Here is a 15,650-nt window from a genome sequence, read left to right on the forward strand (position 1 = left end):
CTTATTTCCTTGGATGACGTGTTTGTATAAGATTATTTGTGTGGTTTAAGAACTAAAATCAGCAAATAAATCACAGATAGAATGTGAGCAAGGACCTTCGTAAATAGGCTCTAACTAGCCATTAATTATACACCTTGTTTGCACCAGTTTTTATATTCTCAGTTCCCCCTTTAGAATTATTTGAGCTTCACTCTTTATTGTCAATTTGCTGTCACTAATTAATTCAACTTCCATAAATCCAGTTCTTTCAGAACATTGAAAAGAATTCATTTTCTTTTTATTAAGTCTTTCAGCCCAATATTTTGCTAAAAAAGTATGAGTTCCTCCAGTTACAGGGTCTTCATTCGTTCCACTCCAAGGCCAAAAATATCTTGATTCAAAGTCAAAGTCATTTTTATCAGATATTGCAGTAACTAATACTCCATTAATAGAATTATGAGAAGCTTTTAATTTTTCGAAATTAGGAGTGAGGTTATTTAAAAGTTGACAACTTTCTACCTCAATCAGTAAAATGCTTGTTTCTATATTAAACACACTATTCGATATTTTTTCTATTCCGAGTGCATTTAATAATTCGTTAGGAGTATTTTGTGGAATTGTATTATAAACAGGGAATTCCATTTCAATTTTTTCTTGATTTTTTTTAATCATTAAATCCAAATCCTGAATATTCTTAAAGTGAATATGATTCATTTCGGTATTAATTTCAAAAAGAACTTTTGAAGAAGCAAGTGTTGCGTGTCCACAAAGTGGTATTTCCATTACTGGGGAAAAGTATCTTATGGAATATTTGTTAGGTTTATCAATTAGGGTTATAAATGCAGTTTCAGAAAGTCCTAATTCTTTTGCGATAGATAGCATTTGTCCATCCGTCATTTTTTGATTTAAAAGACAAACTCCAGCAGGGTTTCCTTTAAAAGGTTTGTCTGTAAAAGAATCAACTATATAGGTTTCTATTTTTGTCATTTTTCGTAATTGGTGCTAACTTGTTTTAAAGTATCTTATTCGAATCTTTAGATTTCAAATTCGTTTAAAGCAAAAAAATGCGAACTGAGAAGTCCGCATTTTTTTAATACACAATATTATATTTATCTAATTATAAAGCCACTAAATCGCCGCTCATATCTTTTGAAGGTAAATTGGTTTTACCCATTAAATAAAGATCTACTTGTCTCGCAGCTTCTCTACCTTCAGAAATCGCCCAAACAATTAATGATTGTCCGCGACGCATATCTCCAGCAGTAAAGATGTTTGGAATATTTGTTTGGTAGTTACCGTACTCCGCTTTGTAGTTAGAACGGGCATCTTTTTCAATACCTAATTTATCAGCTAAAGTGCTTTCTGGTCCTGTAAATCCGAGTGCTAATAAAGCTAAATCACATGGCCAAGTTTTCTCGGTACCTGCAATTTCGATTAATTCCGGACGTTGGCCAGGAACCATTTTCCATTCTACATTAACTGTTTTTAAAGCAGTTAATTTACCGTTTTTATCTTTTACGAATTCTTTAGTATTGATTAACCAGTTTCTTTCAACACCTTCTTCATGAGACGATGATGTTTTTAACTGTAATGGCCAGAAAGGCCAAGGCGTTGTTGGCGAACGGTGTCCTGGAGGTTTCGGCATGATTTCAAAATTCACAACCGATTTAGCACCTTGACGGTTAGAGGTTCCAACACAATCGGATCCTGTATCACCACCACCAATAACGATAACGTTTTTATCTGTAGCCAATACTTGGTCTTTAATATCCTGACCAAATACTACTTTAGTTTGCTGTGTTAAGAAATCCATAGCTTGAACCACACCATCGGCATCAGCCCCAGGAGTAGGTAAACCACGTCTTTCGGTAGCACCACCACAAAGTACAACAGAATCAAAGGCTTTAAGTTGCTCGACATCATAATTAACACCAACGTTTACGTTCGTTTTAAATGTAATGCCTTCAGCTTCTAAAATCGCTACACGACGGTCTATAATTCCTTTTTCTAATTTAAAATTAGGAATACCGTAGCGTAATAACCCTCCGATAGCATCATCACGTTCAAAAACAGTTACGGTATGCCCAGCTCTGTTTAATTGTTGTGCTGCAGCTAATCCTGCAGGGCCAGAACCTACTATAGCAATAGTTTTTCCGGTACGGGTTTTAGGAGGTTGCGGTTTAATCCAACCTTCTTTAAAAGCACGTTCTACAATGCTTTTTTCTATTTCTTCAATGGCAACTGGGTCTTCAATAATACCTAATACACATGATTTCTCGCATGGAGCAGGACATAATCTTCCTGTAAATTCAGGGAAATTATTGGTAGAATGCAATAACCAAGAGGCTTTTTGCCATTCACCTTGGTGTACCATATGGTTAAAATCTGGTATTAAATTCCCTAGCGGGCAACCACTGTGACAAAAAGGAATACCACAATCCATACAACGGGATCCCTGTTTTACTTTTTCTTCTTCACTTAATGGAATCGTAAATTCATTATAATTTTGCACACGATCCTTTACAGGTTCGTAGGCTTCATCTTGTCTTTCAAATTCTTTAAATCCGGTTACTTTTCCCATGACACTATGCTATTGTTAATTCTTCTACCATTGGTTCTTCAGTCGCTAAACGTTTTAAGGCACGTTTATATTCAATAGGCATTACTTTTACAAAGTTACTTAGGCTATTATCCCAGTTTGCCAATATGTCTTTACCTTTATTACTATCTGTATAAAGCACATGCTTTTCGATAGTTTGCTTTAATTCTGCAGCATCTTCACTAGTGATGTCTTCAAATTCGATAGTTTCTGTATTACATAAACCATTTACAAATTTGTTTTCAGGATCGTATACATAAGCAATTCCACCACTCATACCAGCGGCAAAGTTTCTACCTGTAGACCCTAATACAATCACACGACCTCCTGTCATATACTCACAACAGTGATCTCCAACACCTTCTACTACGGTAACGGCACCTGAATTACGAACTGCAAAACGTTCTCCAGCAATACCATTGATATAAGCTTCACCTTCAACAGCACCAAATAAACATACGTTTCCAACAATGATATTGTTTTCGGCAATAAAGTCTGCTTTAGCTGGTTTTTTGATGATTAATTTAGCTCCAGATAAACCTTTTCCTAAATAATCGTTCGTATTACCATCAACAGTAAAAGTTAATCCGTGTGCTCCAAAAGCTCCGAAACTTTGTCCTGCAGAACCTGTAAAGTTGATGTTTAATGTATCTTCCGGTAAACCTAAGTGACCGTAAATTTTAGAAATTTCGTTACTTACAATAGCACCAACTGTACGGTTAATGTTATTTATAGGATACGATAAATTTGTTTTTTCTTTTCTGTATAAAGCGCGGTGCGAATCTTTTAAAATTTTAAAATCTAAAACCTTATCTAAGTTATGATCTTGAATTTCTGTATTTCTAACCGTAAGTTCTCTGTAAGCACTTGGACGGTGTAAAATACTAGATAAATCTAATCCTCTAGCTTTATAATGTTTCACGGCTCTTTGCGCATTAATTTTATGCGTTTGTCCAACCATTTCTGCTAAAGTTCTAAATCCTAATTGCGCCATAATACCTCTTAACTCTTCAGCAATATAGTAGAAGAAGTTAATAACGTGTTCTGGAGTACCTTTAAAGTTTTTACGTAACTCTTTATCTTGAGTTGCGATTCCAACAGGACAAGTATTTAAATGACATTTACGCATCATAATACAACCAGAAGCAACCAGAGGAGCAGTGGCGAAACCAAATTCTTCAGCACCTAATAAGGCTGCAATAGCAACATCACGTCCTGTTTTTAATTGGCCATCACATTCTACAACGATACGGCTTCTTAAGTTGTTTAATACTAAAGTTTGTTGGGCTTCAGCCAATCCAAGTTCCCAAGGAAGACCAGCATGTTTTAAAGAGGTTAAAGGAGAAGCTCCTGTACCACCATCGTAACCTGCAATTAAAACCACATCGGCTTTTGCTTTGGCAACACCAGCAGCAATAGTACCTACACCAACTTCAGAAACTAATTTTACATTGATTCTAGCTTCACGATTTGCATTTTTTAAATCGAAAATTAATTGTGCTAAATCTTCAATTGAATAAATATCGTGATGCGGTGGTGGCGAAATTAATCCAACAAAAGGTGTTGAGTTTCTTGCCGAAGCAATCCATGGTAATACCTTTTCTCCAGGTAATTGACCACCTTCACCAGGTTTTGCACCCTGAGCCATTTTAATTTGAATTTCCTTAGCATTAGTTAAATAATGCGAGGTAACTCCAAAACGTCCAGAGGCTACTTGTTTGATGGCAGAGTTTCTGCTATCACCATTCATATCTTTTTGGAAACGTTTTCTATCTTCTCCACCTTCACCAGAATTGGATTTACCACCAATACGGTTCATGGCAATGGCTAAGTTTTCGTGCGCTTCACGAGAAATAGATCCGTAAGACATCGCGCCTGTTTTAAAACGCTTTACAATTTCTGTCCACGGTTCAACTTCTTCTAAAGGAATAGGGTCTAAGTTATCGAATTCAAATAAACCACGAATGGTCATTAAGTTTTCCGATTGTTCGTTTATCGCTTTTGCATAAACATCATAACTTGCTTGGTCGCTTAAACGAACCGCTTGTTGAAGTTTTGCAACAGTAGTTGGGTTAAATAAGTGGCGCTCACCATTACGTCTCCATCTGTAATCACCACCAATATTTAATCCTAAACGTTTGTCGATTAAATTATCTGGATACGCTTGTTTGTAGCGTTCGTTAATTTCTTTTTCAATTTCATATAAACCAATACCTTCAATTCTAGAGGCTGTATATGGGAAGTATTTTTCAACAAATTGAGAATTGAAACCTACAATTTCGAAAATTTGAGAACCTCTATACGAGTGTAAAGTTGAGATTCCAATTTTGTTCATAATTTTCAAGATACCAGTTCCAATAGCTTTGTTGAAGTTATCAACCGCTTTTTGCTCGTCCATATTAGTAATGAAGCCTTCTTTAACTTGCATTCTAATAATTTCGTTTACCATATAAGGGTTAATTGCACTTGCGCCATAACCAAATAAAGTAGCAAAATGATGTGGCTCACGAGGTTCTGCCGATTCGATAATGATATCGAAATAAGAACGCTTACGTAAACGGTTTAATTGATGATTAACATAAGAACATGCTAATAATGCTGGAATTGGTGCGAATTCTTGATTAACACCACGATCGGAAAGAATGATAATATTTGTTTTTCTTTCAATCGCTTTTTCAATTTGAATTACGATATCCTCTAAAGCATCTTCAAGTCCGTTAAGACCTTGTGCTTTTGGATATAATATTTGAATGGTTTCAGCTTTAAAACTTTCAATAGAAATGCTTCTGATTTTTTCTAAATCGCCGTTTGAAATTACAGGATTTTGAATGCGTAGCTTTCTACATTGTCTTTCGGTAATACTGAAAATATTTCGGTCTTTACCTAAGTTTAAGCTAATATCTGTTACAATTTCTTCACGAATACCATCTAAAGGTGGGTTGGTAACCTGTGCGAATAATTGTTTAAAGTAGTTTGAAATTAATTGAGGTCTATCCGACAATACCGCTAAAGGAGTATCGGTTCCCATAGATCCTAAAGCTTCCTTACCATTAATCGCCATTGGCGTAATAACTTCTTGAATATCTTCAAACGTATAATTAAATAAACGTTGTCTTGTTTTGATATCAATCGTTTCAATTGGGCAAGTTTCACTTGTGTAAGGCACATCTTTTAAATGTAATCTTGTTTTGTCTAACCATTCTTTATATGGTCTTTCTGAAACAATTTTACTTTTAATTTCTTCATCGCCAATAATGCGACCTTCATTCATGTCTACCAAGAACATTTTTCCTGGTTCTAATCTACCGTGTTCTTTAACATCTTCTGGAGCAACTTCAACCACACCAATTTCTGAAGACATGATAAGTTTACCACTTTTTGTTACAGTATATCTTGATGGTCTTAAACCATTTCTATCTAATAAAGCACCTACGTAATCGCCATCGGTAAAAGGTACCGAAGCTGGACCATCCCAAGGCTCCATAATACAAGCGTTGTACTCGTAGAATGCTTTGCGTTCTTCAGACATGGTTTTGTGTTTTTCCCATGCTTCAGGAATCATCATCATCATGATTTCTGGTAAAGAACGTCCTGTGTGTGTTAGTAATTCCACAACCATATCCATAGAAGCAGAATCTGATTTTCCAGGAAGGATGATTGGGAATAATTTATCGATTTGCGGACCAAAAACATCACTTTTCATGATTTCCTCACGAACACGCATACGACTTACGTTACCACGAAGGGTGTTAATTTCACCATTCTGACACATAAAACGGAATGGCTGAGCCAATTCCCAAGTAGGCATCGTGTTTGTAGAGAAACGTTGGTGTACTAAGGCCAAACGAGTTACTAAATCTATTTGCTGTAAATCGGTATAATACGGCCCAATATCTTCTGGCATGATAATACCTTTATAGATAATGGTGGTATTCGATAAACTTGGCACATAGAAATAACCGCTTTCCGAAGTTTTAGAATTGTTTATTTTGTGCTCGGTAATTTTTCTGGCCGCATATAATTTGGCTTTAAAGTCGGCTTCCGAAATTTCTTCAGACTTACCAATAAACAGTTGTTCGATATTAGGTTCTGATGCTAATGCAATTTCCCCTAATTGTGTTGAGTCTACAGGAACTTTTCTCCATCCTAAAACCGTTAAGCCTTGTGCAGCAACTTCGGTTTCGAAAGTTGTTTTGCAAAAAGTGTATTGGTTTTTAACTTTAGGTAAAAATACCATTCCAACAGCATATTCGCGTTGTTCTGGCAAGTTAAAATCGCAAACGCGCTTAAAGTAATCGTGCGGAATGTCAATTAACAAACCTGCACCGTCACCAGTTTTTCCATCGGCACTTACACCACCACGGTGTTCTAGTTTTACTAGTATTTCTAAGGCGTCGTGAATGATTTGATTTGTTTTCTCTCCTTTAAGATTACAAATAAAACCCGCGCCACAGTTTTCGTGTTCAAATTCTGGCAAATAAAGTCCTTGTTTCTTCAGCATAATCAACAAATATTGGTTTTAAAAACTTGAGTTGAAGGGTAAAGGTATGCACTACTTTTTGAATAACAATAACCTGTAATTCATTATTTCGATTTTAGGAGCTATCTCAATATTATTATAGTGATATATCAATATTAATCGTGTTTTTTAATAAATATTCAAACATAAAAACGAGCGTATTTATACATAATCTGAGAATATGTCTCTTAAATCCATTTGATTATTAAAATTATATCATGGAATCATAGAAAAAACTGACAATAACATAAAGATTGAACTTGTTGAAAAATCAAAAAAATTATTTTATTCATGAATACCCTCAAAAAAATGGGGGTAAAATTAAAATATCAATAAAAGTGTTTGAATTACCCCTATTTTTTTCGGGGGTTAAAACTTTTTAACATAGTTTTGGCTCAGAATTAAGGGATATAGATCTAAGAAATCAACCAAAAATTATAAACTAACCCCTAGATCTTAAATAATTAACAACTTAAAAATGTCAACAATTATGAAAAAACTTATTATGCTTTCAGCAGTATTACTTACAACCGTAGTATTTGCACAAGACGAAACTAAAAAATTAACAATCAGCGGTTCAGTTGATGCTTATTACCAAACTTATTTAACCGCTCCAGACAACGAGGGAGTTAGCTTTGGAACTGCTTTCGCAGGACAATCTGGTTTTGCCTTAGGTATGGGGAATGTGATTTTTGCTTATGAAGGAAAAAAAGCAGGAGCTGTACTTGATTTAGTAGTTGGGCCAAGAGGTGCTGGTGCTACATTTAGTAATGATATTGTAGATGGTATCGTTAATCAAGCATATGTTTACTGGAATGTTTCTGATAAAACAACTTTAACTTTCGGTAGATGGAATACATTCTTAGGGTATGAGGTAATTGCTCCTGCAGCGAACTTCAACTACAGTACGTCTTATTTATTTTCTAGCGGACCTTTCTCTCATATGGGTTTAAAAGCTGATTTCGCTTTGTCTGATGACTTTAGCTTAATGTTAGCAGTTACAAATCCTTGGGATACTAACGATACATCTTTAACTGGTGAGTATGCGCTTGGAGCACAGTTAGGTTATAAAGGACAATTTTTAAACCTTTACTACGATAGTGGTAATCACGGAGGATTAGGATTTGAAATCGATTATACAGGTGGATTCGATTTGTCTGATGCGTTTTACTTAGGAATTAATGCTGCTTATAATGATAATGATGGATCTGGTTTCTATGGTGCTGCCTTATATCCTCAGTTTGCTGCTTCTGATGCTTTTTCTATCGGATTAAGAGGGGAGTACTATGGTACATACCAAGATGTGGGTGATGATAGTACTGTATTTGCTACTACATTAACTGGTAGTTACACGATTGAAAACTTAATTATCAAGCCAGAAATTAGATTAGATTCTTGGAATGAAGATATGTACATCGATAACGATTTTAGTTATGATGTTAATGGAACTCCTATACCAAACTCTAAAAGCTTAGCTGCTTTCACAATCGCTGCTATCTATTCTTTCTAACCATAAAAAAACTAAGAGATATTATGAAAAAAATTGAAGCAATTATTAGAAAATCAAAATACCGTGTGGTAAAAGAAGCTCTTCATGAAGTAGGTGTAAACTTCTTCTCTTATTGGGATGTTACAGGTCTAGGTAATGAAAAAGAAGGTCATGTATACAGAGGTGTTTCTTATAGCACAAGTGATATTCAACGCAGACATATTGCTATTGTTGTGAATGACGATTTTGAAGAAATCACTATCAATGCCATACTTAAATCGGCTGCAACAGGCGAAGTAGGCGACGGTAAGATTTTTGTTTCCGATGTAAACGAGGTTTACAGAATCCGTACAGGAGAAAAAGGAGGCGATACTTTAAAATAATATTCAACCAAATAATCAACTAATAATAAAATTTATGGAATTATTAACAATAAACAATGTATGGATGATGATCTGTACAGCGCTAGTCTTTTTTATGCATACTGGATTCGCGTTTTTAGAAATAGGATTAACAAGACAAAAAAATACAATAAACATATTATTTAAAAACATATTTATTATAACCATTGGTTTGTTGTTGTATTATATTGTTGGATTTAACTTAATGTACCCAGGTTTTGAAGAAGGTTCAGCAGGGATTTTAGATTTTGCTGGATTCGGAATTGCACCACCAGAAAATGGTATGACAGCTGAATATGCTGATGGTGGTTACACATGGTGGACAGATTTCTTATTCCAAGGCATGTTTGCTGCAACTGCTGCAACGATTGTTTCTGGAGCTGTTGCCGAGCGTATGAAAATTGGACCATTTATGATTTTTACAATCATTTATGTAGGTTTAGTTTACCCAATCGCTGGATCATGGAAATGGGGTGGTGGATTCTTAGATCAATTAGGATTCTATGATTTCGCAGGTTCTACTTTAGTACACTCTGTAGGTGGATGGGCTGCATTAGTAGCAGTTTACTTATTAGGTTCTAGAATTGGAAAATTCCAAAACGGAAAACCACAAGCTATTCCAGGACACAGTATTCCTTTAGCGACTGCTGGTGTATTAATTCTTTGGTTAGGATGGTTCGGATTTAACGGTGGTTCTGTACTTTCTGCCGATCCAGAATTAACATCTTTAACCTTAGTAACAACTTGTTTAGCTGCTGCTGCAGGTGGTGTAGTTGCTGCTTTGGTATCGTTCTTAAAATATAAAAACTTAGATTTAACTATGTTTTTAAATGGTATTTTAGGTGGTTTAGTAGGTATTACTGCTGGTGCAGATGTAATGAGCCCAGAAAGCGCAATTATTATTGGAGCTATAGCTGGAGTACTTATCGTATTTGCTGTAAGTTTTGTTGATGCTATTAAATTAGACGATCCTGTTGGAGCGATTGCAGTACACTTAATTTGTGGTATCTGGGGTACTTTAGCTGTTGGTATATTCTCATCTAACCCAGAGCATACTTTTGTAGCACAATTAATTGGTGTGGCATGTTACGCAGGATTCTGTCTTGTAACGTCATTCTTAATCATCTTCACACTTAAGAAAACAGTTGGAATTAGAGTTTCTGAAAGAGAAGAATTAGAAGGATTAGATGCGCACGAGCACGGTATGGATGCTTATCCAGATTTCAGACTTAATGAGCACTAATCATTAAATATAGTATATAAGTTTAGTTAAAAAGGATGTTTTACTTTATGTAAAACATCCTTTTTTTTGTTTTAAAATGAAGCTTTTTATTTTTAATTGGACAATTGGTAGTTACTTACAAGTACTGATGCTGAAATATGTAAATTACATTCTAATTTCAAAAGATAATGGTCTTCGAGCCTAGTGGTAAAGTGTCGTTTAGATTATAAATGTAAAGGTCTCAATTAAACTTAAGTATACTAAGTTTGGTTTAAACTCTTTTGGCAAATGGCAAGCCACCGCGCTATCCGTTACTAGTTTTGGCTCGATGCACGCCTCGCCAAAAGCTATCCACTACTATCGCTTTTGCGCCTGTTTACAAAGGTTTATTTACAAGAGCTAAATTTCATTGTATTTATAGTGTATTTATATAGTAAGGTGTATCTAAATATTTAAAATTAAGGGTCTTTGATTGGAGTTGAGTAGAGAAGTGTTCTTGTATTCTAGTTTTAGATTTTCGATTTCGCTACACCCTAAAACAACAAAAAGCCTCCATGTATTATGAAGGCTTTTTAGATTATTAAATTGTGTTTTAGAAGCTTAAAGCATCCTTTATATATTACGCTGAATTCCTACTAGCATTAATGTTACCAAATAGAGAGCGTGTTACAATTTTTTCAAAGATTAATTTCTCTGGATCATCAGCAGCAACGCCAGCTTTTTCAAGCTCTTGAATCTTTTTAAGCGCATATTGCTGAATGGTTAATAACGGTAATACAATAGATTCTCTAACTTCTATTGATGCTTTCCCAGTAGGTTCGTTTTCCATTAACATGTCGTAACCTGTAAGTTTTAAAAGCAACCTTTTAGTAGTTTCGTATTCTTCGTGAATAATATTCCAGAAACCACCAAATTCTTCGTCTTTAGACATGTATTTGGTTAAATCGAAAAACGATTTGGTTAAAGACATCATACTGTTTTCAAGCAGTGTTTTAAAGAATTTGTTGTTTTTGTAAAGCTGTTCTACTTTATCAAACTCACCGCGGTCTTCATATTGTTTTAAGGCTGTTCCAACACCGTAAAATCCAGGAACATTTTGTTTTAACTGGCTCCAAGATCCAACAAAAGGAATGGCTCTTAAATCTGAAAACACTAATTTGTCTGAACTTCCACGTTTTGATGGTCTACTACCAATATTAGTTTTTGCGTAGTACTTTAAGGTACTCATGCGCTCTAAATATGGAATAAACATGTCGTGACTTTTAAAGTCTTTATAAACTTGGTAGCTGGTTTCAGCTAAATCGGTCATTACAGTTCTATCTTCATCAGATAAGCGGTTTTTGTCACCATCAATTCTATTTTTAATTCCAGAACTTATTAATTGTTCTAAGTTGAATTGCGACGAATTTAAGGTTCCGAAGTTAGAACTAATAGTTTGCCCTTGAATGGTTAGCTGCACTTCTTTGTCTTCGATAGTTGGACCTAAAGAAGAGTAGAAATTATGAGTTTTTCCACCACCACGAGCTGGAGGTCCACCACGTCCGTCAAAGAAAATGGCGGTAATACCGTATTTTCTAGACATTTCGGTTAGTAATTCTTTGGCTTTGTAAATACCCCAGTTGGCCATTAAATAACCACCATCTTTTGTGCCGTCAGAGAAACCTAACATAATGGTTTGTTTGTTGCCTCTAGATTTTAAATGCGCCATGTACTCTGGATTTGTGTACAATTGTTCCATAACTCCAGGAGCATTTTCTAAATCTGGAATAGTTTCAAAAAGTGGTGCAAGATCAACGGTTAAGTTGTCTTTAAAGCCATTCATTTTAAGCATAGCAAATAACTGCATCATGTTTAATGCCGTTTGGTTGTTGCTTATAATGTATCGGTTTGCACCGCGCTCGCCATTACTTTTTTGAATTTGCTTAATAACCTGAATGGTTTTTAAGGTATTATAAGTCATTTCATCTTGAAAAACATCCAAATCGGTAATTTCATCGTCTACTTTCGATAAAATTTCAATTTGTTCGGCTTCAGATAAATCGTGATAATTTTTAGGGATACTAGGACTGTCGTTTGCAATTAAGTGATTAACCACATCGGTAAAAACCGAATGGTGAATTCTACTATCTTGTCTAATATCTAAAGTTGCAAAACGGTATCCAAAAAGGTGAATCCTATTTATAAGATTGTTTATTTCGTTTTCGTATAACGATTGGTGTTGCTCTACAACAATTTTTCTAATACTTAACAGCTCGTTAGTTAACTCCTTTACCGAAATGGCTTTTTTAGATTTTAAATTGATGCTATAATCGTATAGAATAGTCTCTAATCTAACAATACGATCTTCAACGCCTTTAAAAGTTAGTTTTCTTCTTAGGTTCTTAAGGTCTTCATAGTATTTCTTAAGAATTGCTTTTTTAAGTTTTTTAGCTACTTTTAAAGTGGTGTCTGGTTTTACAAATGGGTTTCCATCACGGTCGCCACCTGGCCAGAATCCTATGTTAATAATTTCGTTATGCTTCTTGCCGTCGGCATAAATATTGGTTTGAATGTAGTTGTATATCGATCCGAATGATTGATAAAATACATTTTCTAAATACCAAATTAGGCTTTTAGCCTCATCATAAGGTGTTGGTTTTTTATGTTTAAAAAACGGTGTTTTTCCTAACTGACCAAACAAATTATTTATTTCAGATAAATTGTTTTGTTCGATAGCCTTTGTAAGATCTGTAATAATTCCTAAAACAGAACCAGGATAAAATTGTGTAGGGTGTGCTGTTAATACAATACGCACCTTAAATTCATCTAGATAAGCTTTTAACTCATCTAATTTGTCCTGAGATTGAGAAGTGTCTTTTAAATTACGCAAGGTACCAACGCCTTCCATATTATTCACAATAGGAAAAGCAGCGTCTTCAATCGCATCAAACAAAACAACTTGTCTTTCAATGTATTGAATGAATCTAAAAAGGAGGTCAATCTGACTCTTTTTATTTCTGCGTCCTTGGTATTTTTCAAAAAATGTATCTACAATGGTTGTTGGGTCGTCTCCCTTTTCAAAGCCTTTTTTACAGGTTTCATGAAAAAGCGGAAGTAGAACTCCTGTTTTTGTTACGGCATCAAACGGTAGGGTCATAAATATACTATTGTATATCTGATATTTTGACAAAACACTTTGATTAAATCGTGTTAATTTTGGTTCTATTGACATGTTTTTTATTCTATTGAAGATTTGCATAAAAGTACTAAAGCTTATACTAAACACACAGTCTTTTAAAAGTTTTGTCAATTTTTTTAGTTTAACGATTAGTCTTTGCGAATAATCAAATAAAACAAGGGCTAGCCTTCAATTTTTACAATACAATTTTGACTTAAAAAACGTATGAAAGAATTTTTTTGTTGAAAATTCTTTCGTCAAAGTATGATAATTGTCATGTTTTGCGCCTCGATCTCACTCTATCTTTGCAAATCAATATATAAATTATGAAAAAGACACATTCGTTTCACATTCCAGTTATGGGTATTGGTTTTACCATTGATACTCCGTTGAAAGTGGCGCAATATGGCATGGATTCTGTAATTTCTTTGGTAGATGATATTTTATTAGAGAAATTAAGAAAAATGTACTCTGAAAAATTTGAAGTTCCTTACCAAGAGATTACCGATAAAATAGACGATTTTAGAGCAAAAAGAATCACTTCTTACTTAAATTTAATCAGCGATTTAGCCGATAAAAAATTTGAGTCTTTAAAGAATTTAACGTCTAAAAAAAGTGATGATTTGTTGGCTTACATCAATATGTTGCCGGATAATTCAAATCTTAAAGCCGAGTTTAAAAAACTAACGGCTAAGGAATTTAATTTTACAGAAATTAAAAATTGGGCTTCAAAAAACCTCGTTATGGGTTCCATAGATGTGAACATTATGACCAAGGTTGATAAAGACAACTATAAAGACAAAGAGAAATTATCGGTAGAATATAACGATGCTCATGCGGCTTTACGTGGTTTTGCTAATAGTAAATTAAATTCTTCGGTGGTGCTTTCTGCAGGAATGAATCCGAGACTTTACAGTTACATGGGGCAGTTTGATGATTTTTTTCCTGATGAAAATGGCACATTTAAAAAACGTATTATTTTAAAAGTAAGCGATTACAGATCGGCACTTATTCAAGGGAAATTTTTAGCTAAAAAAGGGCTGTGGGTTTCAGAATATAGAATTGAATCTGGTTTAAATTGTGGGGGCCATGCTTTTGCAACCGACGGCTACTTACTAGGGCCTGTTTTAGCTGAGTTTAAAGCTAATCGTGATGAATTACAAGCCTCTATTCAAACGGTGCTTCATCAAGAATTAACTAATCAAGGCAAAGTCGTTCCTGCTCAAGATTTAACTTTTGAAATTACAGCGCAAGGTGGTGTTGGTACCGAAGAAGAGCATAACTTTTTAATGGAAGAATACAATTTAGATTCTGTAGGTTGGGGGAGTCCGTTTTTATTGGTTCCTGAAGCGACTACCGTAGATAAAGCGACCTTGGATAAATTGGTAAAAGCCCAAGAAAATGACTTGTATTTAAGTGATATTTCGCCTTTAGGTATTCCTTTTAATAATTTAAAAGACAATACTAAAGATCTTGAAAAACAGAAAAATATTGATAAAAACAGACCAGGAAGTGCATGTCCTAAAAAGTTTGTAGCTTTAAATAAAGAGTTTAAAGAATCTGGTATTTGTACCGCTTCAAGAGAATATCAACATTTAAAAATTAAAGAATTAGAAGCGCAAGAATTAGCTCCAGAACAGCATAAAAAAGCGTATAATAAAATTATAGAGAAATCCTGTACCTGTGTTGGTTTAGGGACATCAGCATTATTGGCCTATGGTTTAGACACCAAAACAGAAGGCGACGGAGTTTCTATTTGTCCGGGTCCAAATATGGCTTATTATTCTAAAGTGATGAGTCTGGCAAATATGACAGATCATATTTACGGAAGAGCTAATGTGATTTCTAGAACCGATCGCCCTAACTTATTTATTAAGGAGCTTCATATATATATAGACTACTTGAAAAATAAAATGGAAGACGCGAAAACGTCTATGAACAAAAAAGAAGAAAAGTATTTAAACACATTTACAACCAATATGAAAGCAGGTATAGCTTACTATCAAGGCTTGTTTAAAGGTGTTAAAAATAGTTTCGAGGATATAAAATTAGCCGTGCTTGCCGAATTAGAAAAAAGTGAAGCGGTTTTAAATCAAATTCAATTAGATATTCAAAATTTAGCTGGAAAAGCTGAAATTAGCAAAGCCTCTTAACCGAGGCTTTGGTATTTTGCTAGTTTTTAAACTAAATAACTTCATAAAGCTTAAAAGAATTTATAAATTGTTTGTAGGTCTTTAATTCATGGTATTTTTTTAATAGAATCCCATTTATTAAAATTAATAAT

General features: G+C 34.4%; 8 protein-coding genes. 4 read left to right on the forward strand and 4 right to left on the reverse strand.

The features are described from left to right. Positions 1-150: 150 nt before the first annotated feature. From H6X70_RS08395 to gltB, 3 genes are all read right to left on the reverse strand, one after another. Positions 151-966 (reverse strand): PhzF family phenazine biosynthesis protein, encoded by an 816-nt coding sequence (locus H6X70_RS08395; RefSeq protein WP_228530310.1) that lies wholly within the window; start codon positions 964-966, stop codon positions 151-153. 130 nt (positions 967-1,096) lie between these two features. Next, positions 1,097-2,560, reverse strand: coding sequence for a glutamate synthase subunit beta (locus H6X70_RS08400; RefSeq protein WP_194767236.1), 1,464 nt, complete (start codon positions 2,558-2,560; stop codon positions 1,097-1,099). Between the two features lie 4 nt (positions 2,561-2,564). Further along, a complete protein-coding gene (gene gltB, locus H6X70_RS08405) occupies positions 2,565-7,079 on the reverse strand; it encodes a glutamate synthase large subunit (RefSeq protein ID WP_228530311.1) in 4,515 nt (1,504 codons plus the stop codon). Between the two features lie 508 nt (positions 7,080-7,587). Here gltB and H6X70_RS08410 point away from each other — a divergent pair. From H6X70_RS08410 to H6X70_RS08420, 3 genes are read left to right on the forward strand one after another with little or no spacing between them, the layout of a single operon-like run. After that, entirely contained in the window at positions 7,588-8,607 is a 1,020-nt protein-coding gene (locus H6X70_RS08410; protein ID WP_194767237.1) for an outer membrane beta-barrel protein, read from the forward strand. 23 nt (positions 8,608-8,630) lie between these two features. Further along, the gene (locus H6X70_RS08415) at positions 8,631-8,969 is read left to right on the forward strand and encodes a P-II family nitrogen regulator (protein WP_194767238.1); all 339 of its coding nucleotides are present in this window, start codon (positions 8,631-8,633) and stop codon (positions 8,967-8,969) included. A gap of 34 nt (positions 8,970-9,003) precedes the next feature. Beyond that, complete coding sequence (locus tag H6X70_RS08420) at positions 9,004-10,230, forward strand: ammonium transporter (protein ID WP_194767239.1); 1,227 nt, start codon at positions 9,004-9,006, stop codon at positions 10,228-10,230. A gap of 598 nt (positions 10,231-10,828) precedes the next feature. On the opposite strand, the gene H6X70_RS08425 is transcribed toward H6X70_RS08420, so the two are convergent. Continuing rightward, positions 10,829-13,420, reverse strand: a complete 2,592-nt coding sequence (locus H6X70_RS08425; protein ID WP_194767240.1) for a phosphoenolpyruvate carboxylase — start codon at positions 13,418-13,420, stop codon at positions 10,829-10,831. Positions 13,421-13,692: 272 nt separating this feature from the next. On the opposite strand from H6X70_RS08425, the gene H6X70_RS08430 reads away from it, so the two are divergent. Next, positions 13,693-15,519, forward strand: coding sequence for a hypothetical protein (locus H6X70_RS08430; RefSeq protein WP_194767241.1), 1,827 nt, complete (start codon positions 13,693-13,695; stop codon positions 15,517-15,519). The last annotated feature ends 131 nt before the right edge of the window (positions 15,520-15,650 follow it).

The sequence above is a fragment of the Tamlana sp. I1 genome (genome assembly GCF_015355625.1).
Taxonomy (GTDB): Bacteria; Bacteroidota; Bacteroidia; order Flavobacteriales; family Flavobacteriaceae; genus Pseudotamlana.